We start from the raw sequence: 15,373 nt of genomic DNA, 5'->3' as shown, positions 1-15,373 counted from the left end.
ACCGGTTACCTCTCGGGTTGTCATACCCAGCGGGCAGACTGTGCCTGCCACAGACGCCCGGGAGGTGACGCATGGGTCCGAACTCCAGCGGCTCCAGTTGGATGATGCTGCGCTCGATCCAGAATTCCGAGCGCGTCTCGAAGCATCAGCTCAGCCGGGGCACGACCAAGCGCATTCTGCGCTTCGCCCGGCCCTATCGACGCGACATCATCGTCTTCCTGATCACCGTGGTGTTCGCCGCGGGCATCGGCGTCGCCACCCCGGTGCTCGCCGGCCACGTGGTCAACGCCATCACCGCCGGCGGCTCCGACGCCGCCGCGACGGTGGTCAAGCTCGCCTTCATGATCGCCGGCCTGGCGATCGTCGACGCGTTCCTGTCCCTGGCCCAACGGTGGTATTCGGCCCGCATCGGCGAGGGCATCATCCTCGACCTGCGCACCAAGGTCTACGATCACGTCCAGCGCATGCCGCTGCAGTTCTTCACCCGGACGCAGACCGGCGCCCTGGTCAGCCGGCTCAACAACGACGTCACCGGGGCCCAGCGGGCGTTCACCTCCACACTGTCCGGTGTGGTCAGCAACGTCATCCAGCTCGTGCTGACCGCCGCCGTGATGTTCAGCCTGTCCTGGCAGATCACCGTGTTGTCCCTGGTCATGCTCCCGGTCTTCATCATCCCGGCGCGCCGGGTGGGCAAGAAGCTCGCCGAGATCACCCGCGAGTCGTACAACCTGGACGCGAAGATGAACGCGACCATGACCGAGCGTTTCAACGTCTCCGGCGCCCTGCTGGTCAAGCTGTTCGGCCGGCCCGACGCCGAGGCCGCGCGCTTCGGTGAGCGCGCGCAGCGGGTCCGGGACATCGGTGTGCAGCAGGCCATGTTCTCCCGCACCTTCTTCGTCGCCATGCTGCTGGTCGCCTCGCTGGCCCAGGCCCTGACCTACGGGCTCGGCGGCTGGCTCGCGGTCACCGGCAGCGTCACCGCGGGCACCGTGGTCACCCTGGCCCTGCTGCTGACCCGGCTCTACGGCCCGCTCACCGCGCTGAGCAACGTCCGGGTCGACGTGATGAGCGCCCTGGTCTCCTTCGACCGGGTCTTCGAGGTCCTCGACCTCAAGCCGGGCATCGAGGAGAAGCCGGACGCCGTCGCCATCGCGCCCGGCTCCGGCCGGCTCGAGTTCCGCGACGTGCACTTCCGCTACCCGAGCGCCGACGAGGTCTCCCTCGCCACGCTGGAGGACGTGGTCGCCCTCGACCGCACCGAGAACGCGCCGGTGCTGCGCGGCGTGGACTTCGTCGTCGAGCCCGGCCAGATGGTCGCCCTGGTCGGCCCGTCCGGCGCCGGCAAGTCCACCACCTCCATGCTCGTCTCCCGGGTCTACGACGTGACCGAGGGCGCCGTCCGCGTCGGCGGCGTCGACGTGCGCGACGCCACCCTGGAGTCGTTGCGCGACACCATCGGCGTCGTCACCCAGGACTCCCACTTGTTCCACGAGACGATCGCGGAAAACCTGCGCTACGCCCGGCCGGAGGCGACCGAGGAGGAGATGTGGGACGCCCTGCGCGGCGCCCAGGTCGCCGAGCTGGTCCGCTCCCTGCCCGAGGGGCTGGACACGGTGGTCGGCGAGCGCGGCTACCGTTTCTCCGGCGGCGAGAAGCAGCGCATCGCGATCGCCCGGCTGCTGCTCAAGCACCCGTCGATCGTGATCCTGGACGAGGCGACGGCGCACCTGGACAGCGAGTCCGAAGCGGCCGTGCAGCGGGCCCTGACCGTGGCCCTGGAGGGCCGGACGGCGCTGGTCATCGCCCACCGCCTGTCCACGGTCCGCGAGGCCGACCAGATCCTGGTGCTGGACGACGGCCGCATCGTCGAGCGCGGCAAGCACAGCGAGCTCGTGGCGGCCGGCGGCTTGTACGCGGAGCTGTACCGCACCCAGTTCGCGGTGGGCGACAGCCCGGCCATGCCGTACGCGGAGGAGACCGAGCAGGTCATCGTGCAGGTCCCGCACCCGATCGAGCCCTGAGCTGCGAGCTCGGCATCCGGCCGGTCGTGACAGAACGGCCGGTCGTGACAGAACGGCCGGCCCGGCGGACGCCGCCTCGATCGCCGAGTTGCATGCCGCGAGCTGGCGGCGGCACTACCGGGAGCCTTGGCCGACTCCTATCTCGACGGTGGCGTGGTCACCGAGCGCCGAGCGGTGTGGTGGTCGCGGCCGGCGGCTCCCGGGGCCGGCCTGACACTGCCGGCGCAGGCCGGTGCCGAGCTGATCGGCGTCAGGCAGCGCGCAGGAAGTCGATCAGCAGCGGGTTCACCGCGTCGGGTCGTTCCAGGCTCGGCAGGTGCCCGGCCCAGTCCAGCTCAACATGCCGGGCGCCGGGGATCCGCCGGGACAGCGCCACGGCGATCTCGCGGAAGTCGATCACGTCATGCGCCCCCGACACCAGCAGCGTCCGGGCGGTGATGGCCCCGACGTCCGGCTCCGTCGCCAGCTGCGGGAATTCCTCGTCCACCGCCAGCTGCTCGTCGAAGGCGCGACGTTGCATCACGCGTACCTTGTCGCGGGTTGCCCGGTCCGCCGCCGGACCGACCCACATCTCCACATTGAGCTCGGTGGCCGCAGCCACATCCCCGGCCTCCAGCAGCGCGTCCTCGCGGGCGCCGAAGGCCCGCAGGTCGGCGCTGCGTTCGTGCTCCCACCAGGCGGTGCAGAGCAGCGCCAGGGCGGTCACCCGCTCCGGCCGGCCGGCGGCGATCTCCAGCGCCACCCGGCCCCCGCCGGATGCCGCGATCATCGCCACCTGCTCCGCGCCGAGCGAGTCGATCAGCTCGATGACGTCGTCGGCGTCGCCGGACGGCCCGTCGGGCATCGGGGAGTCGCCGAAGCCGCGGAAGTCGGCCCGGACCACCCGGTAGCCGGCCTCGACCAGCGCCGGGACCTGCGGGTCCCACATGCGCCGGTCGCACACCGTCGAATGCAGCAGGACCACCGTGGGGCCGTCGCCGGCCACGTCATGAGAAAGAGTCATCCGCGCCACCCTAGGCTTCGCGCCCGGCCGGCACATGCGGTTTATTCCGGCAGTGCCGCCAGCGCGGCGGTGGGGATCGCGATCCATCCTTCGGTCCGGGCCGCGGGCAGCTCCCGCTCGTCGGGGCGGCAGACCTGATCGCGTACGGCGGCCCGCGCGGTCAGCGCCGCGACGACGGCGTCCAGCGCATGGTCGCTGTGCCGGCACAGGTCCTCGTGCCCGCCCAGGTCCAGCCACGGCGCGGCCTGTTTCAGCTGGTCGACGACGACGCCGAGAGCGGCCTGGTTCTTCGTGGTCTTGTAGCCGCGCCAGGGCAGCCCCCACACCTTGAGCGACGCGGCGGGATAGACCTCGACGACCGCGCCGGCCCCGCTGCGGTCGACGCCGCGTCCGGCCTGTGCCAGCCGGGTCTGCAGCGCCGCGCAGCGCATGGCGGTGTGCCCGATCCGGTCCGCGGACACGCTCAACGGCACCAGGCCGGTCAGGCGGCGGGCCACCTCGTCGGTGTGCCGCCAGGCCAGCCGGCGCCGCCATTGCCGGGCGTCCACGCCGTCAGGGATCGGCACCCCGCCGTCGCGATGGGCGCCGACGAAGGTCACGAAGGCGTCCGGCCAGCCCAGTGGGCAGTCGATGCCGATCTTCGCGGACCGACCGGCCAGCTCGACGATCATCTCGTCATCGGCGGGCACGGTCACCAGGCGCACGGTGGCTCCGGTGGCGGACCAGGCGATGGACGCGACGGCGGTCCCGGCCGGGTCGGCGGCCAGGTCGACTCCGGCGGTCAGCACGCGCCGACCATACGCGCGCCGGGGATGACGGTCCGTGGCGGCTTGGCATGAATCCGTGAGCCGGAGCAGCCCTCGACGTCGATACGGTGGGGCCTCGCCAAGGGAAGACACGGGGAGAAACCGATGCGTCAGGTCACGAACAAGCTCACTCTGCTGGCCCTCACCGGCTGCGCCATCGCGGCGACGGCGGCCTGCTCCACCCCGTTCGACGCGCCGATCGCTGCCCCGTCCGCGTCCTCGGGTGCCGGTTCCGCCGCGAGCCAGGCCGCCGGTCCGGCCCCGAGCCCCACGGAGAGCACCTCGACCCGGCCCGCGGCCCCGGCCGAGAAGCCGGCCGGGGTCAAGAAGCCGGCCCCGGCCGAGAAGCCGGCGACCGGCCAGGGCGGACAGGCCGACGACACCGACTGGGCCAAGGCCGCCTTCCGGGCGCTCGGCTGCAAGTCCCACGCCGACCTGCCGAAGCGGGCCGAGGTGCAGCACGTCGACCACTCGGACCTCACCGGGGACGGCCGGCCGGACACGATCGTCGCGGCGTCCTGCCCGACGACCACCTCGACGAACGCGGTGCGCGTCTTCGTCTTCGGCGCGGACTCCGGCACCGAGCCGCTGCTGACCATCGGCAAGGACGCGTACCTGCGGACGGCCGACCTGCGGGCGAAGGGACGTTCGCTGACCGTGGAGTCCGAGGCGCTCAGCGACGACGCCTCGCTGTGCTGCCCCGATCTGCGGATCACCCAGAGCTGGAAGTGGACCGGATCGGCCTTCACCCGTACCGCGTTCAAGAGCACCGCGCTCTGAGTGCAACTTATCCGGGCTCCGCTCCGTCTTGGAGGGTGGGGCCTGGGAAGCGGCCCCCGGATGCCGCCGGAGGTCAGGTCAGTGCCCCCGCTGACCTGGCTTTCGGCCGGAGCCGTCCGGCAGCGCGGCGATCCGGGCGAGCAGCATCGGGATCCAGTGCTCGCCGTAGCGCGCCCGCAGGTCCGCGCGGCGCCAGTCGTCGCCGGTGACCGTGCGGCGGCACAGGGAGGTGCCGCAGCGGCAGGCCATCGTGAACGCGGGCTCCGCCGTACTGGCGGCGTAGTCGTTGGTCAGCTCCTCACCCGGCGCGATCGGGCGCCGGGTGGCCAGCTCGTAGGGGCCCACCCACCACAGGTTCGGGTCGCAGCTGTGATTGCCGTAGCCGTTGGGGCGCCGGGGCGGCAGGACCAGATGCTCGGTTTCGCTCACCGTGATCGTGTCGACGTACGGCTGCTCCGGGTCGGCGATGAGCCGGCGCAGATCCGCCCACGACACCAGCCGCCCGCCCAGACGCGAGACGACCACACCGGCCGGGTACGCCTGCCGGGCGAACAACCCCCGCCCCTCGATCGCCGACTCCCGCACCTCGATGCCGGGGTCCAGCCAGCAGTCGGACTCGGGGGTCACCGCTCTGCCGCCTCCCGCAGCTCCGCGTACGCCGCCGCCAGCGTGTCGACCGTGTAGTGCGCGTTCAGGCCGCTCGGGTTCGGCAGCACCCACACTGGCACCCCGCCGACGGTCTCGTCCTGCGGCCCGATCCGCGCTCTGGGCCGGCCGAACGCCGCCCGGTACGCGGTCACGCCCAGCACAGCGAGATACCGCGGCTGCCAGGTGCGCACCAGCTTCTCCAGCAGCCGGCCGCCGTCGACGAACTCGGCGGGGGAGAGCTCGTCGGCGCGTGCGGTGGCCCGGGCGACCACGTTGGTGATGCCCAGGCCGAGCTCGGGCAGCTTCCACTGCTCCGACGGATGCAGCAGCACCGGGGTGAAGCCGGCCCGGTGCAGCGCGGGCCAGAACCGGTTGCCGGGGCGGGCGAAGTGGTGCCCGGTGGCGGCCGAGTACAGGCTCGGGTTGATCCCGGAGAACAGCACCCGCAGCCCGGGGCCGACCAGGTCGGCGAGCGTGCGGTCCCCGGCGGCGGCGACTTCCTCGGCCGTCGGCGGCCGGTAAGCGGGTGGCGGCACGGCGGACAGCATCCGCCAAGCGTATCGATCCGGCCGTCGTGACCTCAGGACCCGGCCGGTGCCGGGTCAGCCCGCCGCGCAGGACCGCCGGGCCGGGCGGCACGACGGTCGCCCGGTGCCGGCGGAAGACGACCGGCTCAGAGCGTCCGTAGCGCACCGCCGTCGACGGGCAGGGTCAGCCCGGTCAGGTAGCTCGCCGCCGGGGACAGCACGAACGCCGCCACCTTGCCGAACTCGTCCGGCTCACCCAGTCGGCGCAGCGGGACCGAGGCCGCCGCCTCCGCGGCTGCCGCGTCGGCGTCGCCGGTCGCTTCGAAGAGCTCCTTGTTGCGGTCGGTCAGCACGCGTCCCGGGAGCAGGCTCACCACGCGTACGCCGCGCGGGCCGTACTGGTCCGCCATGTCCTTCGCCGCACCGGCCAGACCCGGCCGCAGCCCGTTGGACAGGCCCAGACCGGCGATGGGAGTGCGCGCCGACGTGGACAGCACCAGGGCGATCGCGCCGCCCTCGGTCAGTGCCGCCGCGACAGTGCGCGCCGCGCGTACCGTGCCGAGGAAGACGGTCTCGAAGGCCTCGCGCCACTGCTCGTCGGTCAGGTCCGCGGCCGTGCCGCGGGCCGGGCCGCCCACCGAGATCAGCGCGCCGTCGAGCCGGCCGAAGCGCTCCCGCGCGGTGTTGATCAGCAGCTCCGGCGTGCCGGGATCGGTCAGATCCGCAGCCACGCCCGCCGCGCTGCCGCCGAGCCGGGCCACCGCCGCGTCGACCGCCTCCTGGGACCGGGCGGAGACGACGACCTTGGCGCCGTCGGCCACCAGCGCTTTGGCGGTGGCGAAACCGAGGCCCCGGGAGGCGCCGGTGAGGACGAAGACGCGGTCAGCCAGCCCGAGATCCATGCCGCAGATCCTGCCACCTGGACCGCCTTCGGTCACCCGGAAGATCAGCGGGCGCGCAGGAAGGCGGCGGTCGCCGCGTCCGCCGGCAGGAACGACTCGATGGCCAGCTCGTCGAGGGTGACATCCAGCGGCGTGCCGAGCACCGACGTGACGCTGAAGAACGACAGCTCCTGGCTCGCGGTCGCGTACCGCAGGGGCACGACCATGCCGTCCGGCCGGGCCGTGGCCTGGCCGCCGGGCAGCGCCAGCAGCTCGTTGTGCAGTGACCGCAGCACCGGATCGCCGGTCGCCTGCGCCTGGCGGTCGAGCCGGTGCAGGACGTGCGCGCGCCACTCGGGCAGATTCCGGATCCGGGGCGCCATGCCGTCCGGATGCAGGGACAGCCGCAGCACGTTCACCGGTGGCTCCAGCAGCTCCGGCGCCGACCCGGCGGTCAGCAGCGGCACCGCCGCGTTCCCGTCGACCATGGTCCAGTGCCGGTCGATCAGGACGGCCGGATACGGCTCGTGCCCGGCCAGCACATCGCGCAGGGACGCCAGCACGGCGGCCAGGTCCGGGCCGCGGAGATCCCCCTCGGGATAGGCCGGCGCGAAACCGCCGGCCAGCAGCAGCGCATTGCGCGCCCGCAACGGTACGGCCAGCTCCTCGGCCAACCGCAGGATCATCTCCCGGGTCGGCCGGGCCCGGCCCGTCTCCACGAACGACAGGTGCCGCGTCGACACCCCCGCCTGACCGGCGAGCTCGAGCTGGCTCAGCCGCCGGCTGCCCCGCCACCGGCGCAGCAGCACCCCCACGTCGCTCATGACCCCGATCGTAGGGAGCCGGCGGCGGCCCGCCGATTACCCGCGAGGTAATCGACCGGACTACCCGGGCCGGGTGACGGTGGTCGGGCCGACAACCCGAGCAGCGAGGAGAACCGACATGAGTGACGTCGACATCGTGGTGCAGCGCTACCTGGCCGCCTGGAACGAGACAGACCCGCGGCGCCGCCGCGCGGCGATCGAGGAGGCCTTCACCGCGGACATCCGGTACGTCGACCCGCTGGCCGCGGTCGAGGGCCACGCGGCGCTGGACGGTCTGATCGGCGCGGTGCAGGCCCAGTTCCCGGGGCTGGTCTTCACGCCCGGCGGGACGGTCGACGCCCATCACGAGCAGGCGCGTTTCACCTGGCATCTGGGCCCGGCGGGGGAGGAGCCGGTGGTGGTCGGCTTCGACGTGGCGGAGCTCGGCGCGGACGGGCGGATCCGCACGGTGCTGGGCTTCATCGACCAGGCACCGGCGGCGCTGGGCTGATCCGGTGGCGCCGGGGCTGACCCGGCGCCCCGCCGGCGGCCGTGGCTGTCGCGGGCGGCGGCGGGGTCAGGTCCAGAACGTGTCGTGGCGCAGGAAGAACTCCGTGCGTTCCTCCTCGGACATCTGCCCGACGGTCGAGACCCGTTCGAAGTAGTCCTCCCGGGGTGCCCCGGGGGCGAACAGGATCAGCATCGACGCCGGCTCGCCCGACTCGTTGTGGAAGCCGTGGACGCCGCCCTCCGGCACGTACAGGAAGTCGCCGGGGCGGCCGTCCTGCCACTTGGTGCCGTCGTAGAGCTTGACCGTGCCGGACAGGACGAAGAAGGACTCCGAGATGGAGCGGTGGAAGTGCGGATCGGGACCGCTGCGGGGACCCTTGAAATCCCACCGGTACAGGCCGAACCTGCCGTCCGTGCTGTCACCGGTGGCGAGGTAACTCGCGGTGGTCGCCGCTCCGTCGAGCTCCGGTTCGGCGCCGGCGACCCGCAGGGTCGCGGTCGCCTCGCCACCGTCGCCGAGGTAACGCGCATCGGGATAGGACATGCCAGCGACCGTACGCGGAACCGCCGGGCCGCGCTGCCCGTGCCGCCGGCCGATCGAGGAGATCAGTCCATGGCGTGACCGCCGTTGACCGTGATGCGCTCGCCGGTGATGAACCGGGCCCCGTCCGAGGCCAGGAAGGCCACCACGTCCGCGATCTCGCCCGGGGTGCCCATCCGGCCCAGCGGCACCTCGCGCCGGTACTCCTCGACGTGTTTCGGGTCGATGTGCGCGTGCCGTTCCACCGGGATCCAGCCGGGCGCGACCACGTTGACGGTGATGCCCCACGGGCCGAGCTCGCGCGCCCACGTGCGGGTCAGCGAGAACTGCGCGCCCTTGGCCGCGCTGTAGGCCGACATGCCCGGTGCCGCGCGCTCGAAGAGATCCGAGCCGATCTGGATGATCCGGCCCCCGCCGCGCTCGCGCATGCCGGGCGCGACCGCCTGCATCAGTAAGGTGGGACTCTTCACGAAGAAGGTGAGCTGGTCCAGGTGGTCCTGCCAGGTGACGTCGACCGCGTCGATCGCCGGCTGCGGGCCGGTGGCGTTGGGCACCAGCACGGCCACCGGGCCGAGCCGGGACTCGACGGCGGCGATCAGCGCGGTGACCTCGGCCTCGTCGGTGACATCGGCCCGGAAGGCGGCCGCGCGCCCGCCGGCGGCCTCGATGTCGGCGACGACCCGCTCGGCGTCCGCCCGGTCGGGCAGATAGTTGACGGCCACGGGCCGGCCGTCGGCGGCCAGCCGCCGGGCGATGTGCGCACCGAGGCCCCGCGAGGCGCCGGTGACCAGAACCGAGCCATCCATGCCGACGAAGCTACCGCCCGCCTCCGACAGTTTCGGCGGCGTCGCCCGGCCTGACGGCACCGGCTGGGTCGTGGCCGCTGTCCGTGACCCGGGTGGGCCGGCGGCGGGGCGCGGGCTGAGCGGGTGGGATCGGGCTCAAGGTGCGGGTCGGCTTGAGCAGGCGGAGGTTGGCTTGAGCAGGCAGAGGTCGGCCTGAGCAGGCAGAGGTCGGCCTGAGCAGGTGGAGTTCGGGTTGAGCGGGCGGAGGTCGCGCTGAGCGGCGGGACCTGGGGGCTCAGCCGCGGCGCAGGACGCGTACCCGGCCTGCGACCTGCACGACCACGGAGCCGGCGGCGCCGCGCACGGCCGGCATCCGGCGGGGTCGCGGGGGATTTTCGCCGTCGTAGACCAGGGATGCCTCGCGGGCCGCGAGTTCCGGGCCGGCTGCGGCCGGCAGCTCCCCTCGCACGGCCAGCTCGCGGGCGAGATCCCAGCCATCGCGCAGAGAGCCCTGCGTGGGCCGCGTCGCGGCCCACGCCGACCACTGCCTGTGCCACCCCGCACCCAGCGCGTGCACCAGATCCGGCCACTGCCGCGCGACCTCACCGGCCCGCTTCCTGAGCAGCGCGACCCGGGCGGCCTCGACGAGCCGGGCATCGAAGCCCGGGGGTACGGCGGCCCCGGCGGTCAGTGCGGCCACCAGCTCGGCCTGCCGTTCCGCCAGCGATGTCATGTCACGCTCGGGTAGCCGGAGGCGGCGGCGATCGCGTCCAGCTCGCCGTTGAGCTCCGCCGCTGACGGGTAGTCGCCGTCGCGTTCCAGCATCAGTGCCGGGGGCCGGTGCCGGGCGCACAGTTCGGTGATCAGGTCGAGCACCGGCTGCGGGACCGCGTCGGTGTGGGTGTCGTGGTAGATCCCGTCGTGTTCCGCGCCGCCGGCCACGTGGACGTAGGCGATCCGGTCCAGCGGCAGCCGGTCGAGCAGGGCCAGCGGGTCCGTGCCGCGGTTGAGCGCGTTGGCGTAGACGTTGGCCACGTCCAGCAGGAGCAGGGCGCCGGTGCGTTCCAGGATCTCGGTCAGGAACGCGCCCTCGTCCAGCTCGTCGTCGGGCCAGTCGAACAGGGCCGCGATCGGTTCCAGGGCGATCGGCACGGACAGCTCGGCCTGGGTGCGCTTCACGTTGGCCACCACCGCGTCGACGGCTTCGCGGCTGCGCGGGATCGGCAGCAGGTGCCCGGCCTCCACGCCACCGGCGCGGACGAACGCGATGTGCTCGCTGACCAAGGGTGCGCCCAGCCGCTCGGCCACCGCCGCGAGGTGCGTGACGCGGGCCGGCTCGACCGGCTCCGCGCCGCCCAGCGACAGTCTCACCCCGTGCGGCACCACGGCCACGCCGCGGTCGCGCAGCTCGGCCAGGCCTACCGGCAGGTCACCGTGGGCGTGGACGGACTCGGCGACCACCTCGGCGAACTTGAGGCCGGGGAGCTGGGCGACGAAGCCGCCGATCTCGGGCCGCCAGCCGATGCCCACCCCGTACGCGGTGGTCATCCGCCGCACCCGCCTCCGCCGCACCCGCCGCCTCCGCCGCAGGACGAGCTGCTGCTGCTGCTGCAGGAGGAGGAGCTGCCCGAGTCGCCACCGGAGTAGGAGCCACTGTTGTTGTAAGCGCTGATCCGCTGGAGGTCCGCGTTGGCGGCGAAGGCGGGGTCCATCGTGTAGAGCGTCGCGGTGCCGTACAGGGCGACACCCATGGCCGCGCCCGTCGCGCCGTAGGTCGCGTACGAGGGGGACTGGTGCGGCGCCAGGTAGGCGTACTGCTGACGCAGGGCGCGCAGGCCCTTGTCGGCCGCGTGGGTCGCGCGGCGGCGACGGGTCAGCAAGGTGATGGTCAGGACGACGGCGAGCACGATGGCCACCACGAGAAAACCGACGGGCTTGTCGTTCTGCAGGCCGTCGACGAGCCGGGCCACGCCGGCCAGCACGACCAGCGCGCCCACCAGGGCCCAGGCCCGGGCGGCCTTGAGCCTGGCCGGGCTGACGGCCAGACCTTGCGCCTCCAGGCCCTCGCGCAGCTGCCGCACCGCCGCGACGACCCACTGGTCACCGGTGAGGTCGCGGGCCCGGACGCGCCGGCCCACCGCGTTGTAGACCGCCGAGTCCAGCGGGGTGGTCCCGGCGGGCATCGGACCCGACTGCTGCAGCGTCTTACCGGGACCGCCGGTGATGGCCCCGGCGCCGCGCAGGCCGCCCAGGGAGGCGTAGACGGCGAGCCCGTCGCCGCCGTTGAGGTACGCGATCTGCTGCGGGCCGAGCCGGTCGACGGGGGCGCTGCGGTTACCGGAGAACAGGACGCGCCGGTGGATGGCCGAGAGGATGAGCACCGCGATGATCACGGTGCCGTAGAGGACGAGGAAAGCCGGTCCGGGGATGCCCCAGGTGTCACCCTGCGCCGCGAGATTCATGTCCGACCTCCCGAGCTTGTCGCGTTGCTGGACCTCATTGTGCAGGTCAGTGCAACGTTCGGGTCACGGCCGGCGGACAGCTTCCTCCACGACGTCCAGGACCCGGCTCAGCTCGCCCGCCGGGCGCCCGGTCGCCAGGTGCAGGACCAGCCCGTCGTACGCCAGCTCGAGGAACTGGGTGAGCACCTCGACACCCACGTCGTCGCGCAGCACACCGGCCTCGTGCTGGCGTTCCAGCCGCTCGCGGGTGGCCTCGGCGATCGCGGCGGAGCGCTCGGCCCAGCGCTTGGCGAAGGCCGGATCGGTGCGCAGCCGCCGGGACACCTCGAGCTGGCTGCCGAGCCAGCCGGCCGTGTCGCCGTCGCTGGTGCGGGCCTGTTCGAGCAGGTCGCGCATCACCTGGACGAGGCCGTTGCGGCGGACCGTGGCGACCATCGCGGCGGCGTCGTCCTCCGCGACCGCCAGGAACAGGGAGTCCTTGTCGCGGAAGTGGTGAAAAATCGCGCCACGTGAAAGGCCGGTGGCCTCCTCGAGGCGGCGCACGGTGGCGCCCTCGTACCCGAATCGGGCGAAGCACCCGCGCGCCGCCGCGAGGATCTCGTGGCGGCGGGCGTCGAGCTGGTCCTGGCTTACCCTGGGCACGCTGCGATCGTGTCACGCCGGTTCGGACGCTTGCAATCCGTACGTACGGCTTGCCAGCCGATCGGGAGCCGTCTCGGATGGTGCCAAAAGTGTCATCGGGCCCTCCCTTTGTTAACACTGTTGGACTGTCCGCGCCCGCATTCACTCACGTACAGTGCGCGGGTGCCTCTCGTCTTCCTCGCGCTGGACGACACCCTGCTTGACCGCAGCGGTGCGTTCCGTCTGTGGGCGAAAGGTTTTCTCGACGAGATCGCGGCACCGCAGGACGATCTCGACTGGTTACTGTCGGTCGACGCGGACGGCCTCACCTCCCGGTGGGACCTGGCCGATCTGATCCGCGACCGCTACCAGCTCGACATCCCCTCCATCGACCTGCTCGAGGAGCTGCACGAAGGCCCGCTGGCCTACGAGCGCCTCGACCCCCTTGTGGCCTGTGCGCTGCAGATCGCCGGGGACGCGGGGTGGGTTCCGGTGGTGGTCACCAACGGCCCGCACGAGCAGCAGGAGACCCGGATCCGGCGCACCGGGCTGGACCGCTACGTCGCCGACTGGGTCATCTCCGAGCAGGCCGGCGTGAGCAAGCCCAACCCGCGCATCTTCGCGCTGGCCGCCCAGCGGGTCCGGATGCGCCTCGGTGGCGCCTGGATCGTCGGGGACAGCCCGGAGGCGGACATCGGTGGCGCCGCCGCGATGGGACTACCCAGCGTGTGGTTGCACCGCGGCCGGGACTGGATCGACAACAGGTTCGCGCCGACCCGGGTGGTCGGCAACGTGATCCAGGGACTGTCCGCGGTGATGGCCGCCCGTTAATTCGGTTGCGCGACCGGGTGACGCCCGGGAGAGTGCATCGCGTACGTGTTCCGCCGGTTTCTCGAGAAGAAGGGGGTGAACCTCATGGCTGTCGTTGTCCTTCGCCATGCCCAGGTTCCAGTTTCTTTCTTCTCCGAGGAGACCCTCCAGTGCGAGAGCACGACGCTTTCGGCCCGGCAACCATGCGCCGCGGCCGCCGCAAGTTCGACGACGACGACGCCGGCTTCGTAAAGACGGGCAAGCTCGAGCCCGCTCTGGCCGAGGACCCCGACCTGCCCGAGACCGGCGACCGCTGGTCGACGTGGGACGGCGCCCTGCACGGCCCCCATCCCCGCCCCGACTGGGTCCGCACCGAGCACGCCGCGGTGGACACTGAGCTCGGCATGCTCAAGACCGGCAAGGAAGCGGACGTCTTCCTGGTCCGGCGGCACATACCCGGCACCGATCAGGTCAGCATGATCGCGGCCAAGCGCTACCGCGACGGCGACCACCGGCTGTTCCACCGCGACGCGGGCTACCTCGAGGGACGCCGGGTGCGCCGGTCCCGCGAGATGCGCGCGATGACCAACCGCACCGCCTTCGGCAAGGAGCTCATCGCCGGGCAGTGGGCGGCGGCCGAGTTCGGCGCGCTGTCCCGGCTCTGGCAGGTCGGTCAGGAGGGTGGCACGATCTCGGTGCCGTATCCGGTCCAGCTCATCGGCACCGAGCTGATGCTGGAGTTCATCGGCGACTGGGAGACCGGCGAGGCCGCGCCGCGGCTCGCCCAGGTGCGTACCGACCGCGAGGGGCTCGAGGTCCTGTGGCGGCAGATGACCGACGCGCTCAGCGTGCTGGCCCGGACCCAGATCGCGCACGGCGACCTGTCGCCGTACAACACGCTGGTGCACGAGGGGCGGCTGGTGATCATCGACATGCCGCAGATCGTCGACCTGATCGCCAACCCCCAGGGCGCCGAGTTCCTGGCCCGCGACGTGCGTAACGTCGCGAGCTGGTTCACCGCGCGCGGTCTGACGGTGGACGCCGACGGGCTGATCGAACGCCTCAGCTACGAAGCGGGACTGCTGTGACGCCCCGGGGCAAGCAGCCCGGGCCGCGGCCGCCGGACAAGCGGTGGCCGCGGCCGGGGCCGCGTCACTGGAGGTAGCCCTCGACCTCATTGGTGCTGTGGGCCTGCTCGCTGTCCGGGTTGTTGCCGAACTCCCGGGCAGCGCGCCGGCGGCGCAGCAGGTCCCAGCACTGGTCCAGCGACTCCTCGAGCTCCTTGAGCTTGGCGTGCTCCTCGTCGCTGGTGATCTCTCCGCGGCTCAACTGCTGACGGAGCTTGTGCTCCTCTTCGACCAGGCCGTTGATCCGGCCCAGCACAGTGTTGTCATCCATGACCAAGAGCCTCGCACACGGGTTTCACAGATCGAGCGGCACTCGCGGCGCGACCGGCTCGGCCCAGTCACCGGCGAGCATCCGGCCGGTCTGCTGCGGCGGGAGCACCAGCTTGTAGCCGACCTGCCGGACTGTGCCGATCATGCACTCGTACTCGGTGCCGAGCTTGGCCCGCAGCCGGCGGACGTGCACATCGACGGTGCGGTGGCCACCGAAGTAGTCGAAGCCCCACACCTCGCGCAGGAGCTGGTCCCGGCTGAACACCCGGCCCGGGTGCTGGGCCAGGAACTTGAGCAGCTCGAACTCCTTGTAGGTGAGGTCGAGCTGGCGGCCCTTGAGCCGGGCGGAGTACGTCTGCGGGTCGATGGCCAGCTCCCCGGCGGTGACCGTGCCGCTCGCCCCGCCCGCGGTGCCGCCGGAGACCCGTCCCGTGGTCATCCGCAGCCGGGCCTCGACCTCCGCCGGTCCGGCGTGCGACAGCAGCACGTCGTCCAGGCCCCAGTCGGCGGCCATCGCGATCAGGCCGGCCTCCTCGACGACGGCCAGCAGCGGCACCCGCAGCCCGGTCGCGCGCAGCATCCGGCACAGGTCACGGGCCTCGAGCAGGTCCCGGCGCGCGTCCACCAGGACGACGTCGGGGTCGGCGCCGGAGAGCAGGGACTGGACGTCGAAGGTGCCGACCCGCAGGGAGTGCCGCAGCAGATCGAGCGCCGGTAGCGCCCGATCCTCCGCAGCGGCGCCGGGGCGGGTGGCCAGCAGCAGGATCTCCATGGGCGT

At 72.6% G+C, this 15,373-nt stretch carries 19 protein-coding genes; 5 read left to right on the top strand and 14 right to left on the bottom strand.

Features of this window, described 5'->3' with window-relative positions:
* Window positions 1–71: 71 nt before the first annotated feature.
* Window positions 72–2,021: an ABC transporter ATP-binding protein gene (locus tag ACWEOZ_RS34065; RefSeq protein ID WP_451914790.1), complete on the top strand. Its 1,950-nt coding sequence runs from the start codon at window positions 72–74 to the stop codon at window positions 2,019–2,021.
* A 250-nt stretch (window positions 2,022–2,271) separates the two neighbouring features.
* Here the strand turns inward: ACWEOZ_RS34065 and ACWEOZ_RS34060 are convergent, their stop codons facing one another.
* A complete protein-coding gene (locus ACWEOZ_RS34060; protein ID WP_451914789.1) occupies window positions 2,272–3,024 on the bottom strand; it encodes an alpha/beta fold hydrolase in 753 nt (250 codons plus the stop codon).
* 41 nt (window positions 3,025–3,065) lie between these two features.
* Complete coding sequence (locus tag ACWEOZ_RS34055; RefSeq protein WP_451914788.1) at window positions 3,066–3,812, bottom strand: DUF429 domain-containing protein; 747 nt, start codon at window positions 3,810–3,812, stop codon at window positions 3,066–3,068.
* Between the two features lie 123 nt (window positions 3,813–3,935).
* Between ACWEOZ_RS34055 and ACWEOZ_RS34050 the strand changes: the two genes are divergently transcribed.
* Complete coding sequence (locus tag ACWEOZ_RS34050) at window positions 3,936–4,610, top strand: hypothetical protein (RefSeq protein ID WP_451914787.1); 675 nt, start codon at window positions 3,936–3,938, stop codon at window positions 4,608–4,610.
* 78 nt (window positions 4,611–4,688) lie between these two features.
* Here the strand turns inward: ACWEOZ_RS34050 and ACWEOZ_RS34045 are convergent, their stop codons facing one another.
* The 4 genes from ACWEOZ_RS34045 to ACWEOZ_RS34030 form a co-directional block, all read right to left on the bottom strand.
* Complete coding sequence (locus tag ACWEOZ_RS34045; RefSeq protein WP_451914786.1) at window positions 4,689–5,237, bottom strand: SET domain-containing protein; 549 nt, start codon at window positions 5,235–5,237, stop codon at window positions 4,689–4,691.
* Complete coding sequence (gene mug / locus ACWEOZ_RS34040; RefSeq protein WP_451914785.1) at window positions 5,234–5,806, bottom strand: G/U mismatch-specific DNA glycosylase; 573 nt, start codon at window positions 5,804–5,806, stop codon at window positions 5,234–5,236. The genes ACWEOZ_RS34045 and mug overlap by 4 nt, the downstream gene beginning before the upstream one ends.
* Window positions 5,807–5,931: 125 nt before the next feature.
* Entirely contained in the window at window positions 5,932–6,687 is a 756-nt protein-coding gene (locus tag ACWEOZ_RS34035; RefSeq protein WP_451914784.1) for an SDR family oxidoreductase, read from the bottom strand.
* Window positions 6,688–6,731: 44 nt separating this feature from the next.
* Complete coding sequence (locus ACWEOZ_RS34030; protein ID WP_451914783.1) at window positions 6,732–7,490, bottom strand: helix-turn-helix domain-containing protein; 759 nt, start codon at window positions 7,488–7,490, stop codon at window positions 6,732–6,734.
* A gap of 118 nt (window positions 7,491–7,608) precedes the next feature.
* On the opposite strand from ACWEOZ_RS34030, the gene ACWEOZ_RS34025 reads away from it, so the two are divergent.
* A complete protein-coding gene (locus tag ACWEOZ_RS34025) occupies window positions 7,609–7,980 on the top strand; it encodes a nuclear transport factor 2 family protein (protein WP_451914782.1) in 372 nt (123 codons plus the stop codon).
* A gap of 66 nt (window positions 7,981–8,046) precedes the next feature.
* On the opposite strand, the gene ACWEOZ_RS34020 is transcribed toward ACWEOZ_RS34025, so the two are convergent.
* The 6 genes from ACWEOZ_RS34020 to ACWEOZ_RS33995 form a co-directional block, all read right to left on the bottom strand.
* The gene (locus tag ACWEOZ_RS34020) at window positions 8,047–8,523 is read right to left on the bottom strand and encodes a cupin domain-containing protein (RefSeq protein WP_451914781.1); all 477 of its coding nucleotides are present in this window, start codon (window positions 8,521–8,523) and stop codon (window positions 8,047–8,049) included.
* A gap of 62 nt (window positions 8,524–8,585) precedes the next feature.
* Window positions 8,586–9,326, bottom strand: a complete 741-nt coding sequence (locus ACWEOZ_RS34015) for an SDR family oxidoreductase (RefSeq protein WP_451914780.1) — start codon at window positions 9,324–9,326, stop codon at window positions 8,586–8,588.
* A gap of 274 nt (window positions 9,327–9,600) precedes the next feature.
* Window positions 9,601–10,038 carry a hypothetical protein gene (locus ACWEOZ_RS34010; protein ID WP_451914779.1) on the bottom strand — a complete coding sequence of 146 codons (438 nt, stop codon included), beginning with the start codon at window positions 10,036–10,038 and terminating at the stop codon, window positions 9,601–9,603.
* Window positions 10,035–10,853 carry a DUF692 domain-containing protein gene (locus tag ACWEOZ_RS34005; protein WP_451914778.1) on the bottom strand — a complete coding sequence of 273 codons (819 nt, stop codon included), beginning with the start codon at window positions 10,851–10,853 and terminating at the stop codon, window positions 10,035–10,037. The genes ACWEOZ_RS34010 and ACWEOZ_RS34005 overlap by 4 nt, the downstream gene beginning before the upstream one ends.
* Complete coding sequence (locus ACWEOZ_RS34000; protein WP_451914777.1) at window positions 10,850–11,767, bottom strand: TIGR04222 domain-containing membrane protein; 918 nt, start codon at window positions 11,765–11,767, stop codon at window positions 10,850–10,852. The genes ACWEOZ_RS34005 and ACWEOZ_RS34000 overlap by 4 nt, the downstream gene beginning before the upstream one ends.
* A gap of 63 nt (window positions 11,768–11,830) precedes the next feature.
* The gene (locus tag ACWEOZ_RS33995; protein ID WP_451914776.1) at window positions 11,831–12,409 is read right to left on the bottom strand and encodes a TetR/AcrR family transcriptional regulator; all 579 of its coding nucleotides are present in this window, start codon (window positions 12,407–12,409) and stop codon (window positions 11,831–11,833) included.
* A gap of 162 nt (window positions 12,410–12,571) precedes the next feature.
* Here ACWEOZ_RS33995 and ACWEOZ_RS33990 point away from each other — a divergent pair, with 162 nt between their 5' ends.
* Both ACWEOZ_RS33990 and ACWEOZ_RS33985 read left to right on the top strand, forming a co-directional pair.
* A complete protein-coding gene (locus ACWEOZ_RS33990; protein WP_212993014.1) occupies window positions 12,572–13,219 on the top strand; it encodes an HAD family hydrolase in 648 nt (215 codons plus the stop codon).
* 149 nt (window positions 13,220–13,368) lie between these two features.
* Window positions 13,369–14,286 carry a serine protein kinase RIO gene (locus tag ACWEOZ_RS33985; RefSeq protein WP_451914775.1) on the top strand — a complete coding sequence of 306 codons (918 nt, stop codon included), beginning with the start codon at window positions 13,369–13,371 and terminating at the stop codon, window positions 14,284–14,286.
* A gap of 64 nt (window positions 14,287–14,350) precedes the next feature.
* Here the strand turns inward: ACWEOZ_RS33985 and ACWEOZ_RS33980 are convergent, their stop codons facing one another.
* Window positions 14,351–14,596, bottom strand: a complete 246-nt coding sequence (locus ACWEOZ_RS33980) for a DUF2630 family protein (protein ID WP_433726962.1) — start codon at window positions 14,594–14,596, stop codon at window positions 14,351–14,353.
* Between the two features lie 24 nt (window positions 14,597–14,620).
* A complete protein-coding gene (locus ACWEOZ_RS33975; RefSeq protein ID WP_451914774.1) occupies window positions 14,621–15,367 on the bottom strand; it encodes a winged helix-turn-helix transcriptional regulator in 747 nt (248 codons plus the stop codon).
* Between the last annotated feature and the right edge of the window lie 6 nt (window positions 15,368–15,373).

It is taken from the genome of Actinoplanes sp. NPDC004185, assembly GCF_053603475.1.
Note: the sequence above shows the minus strand (reverse complement) of the source record. Positions and strands in the feature narration are given on the sequence as shown.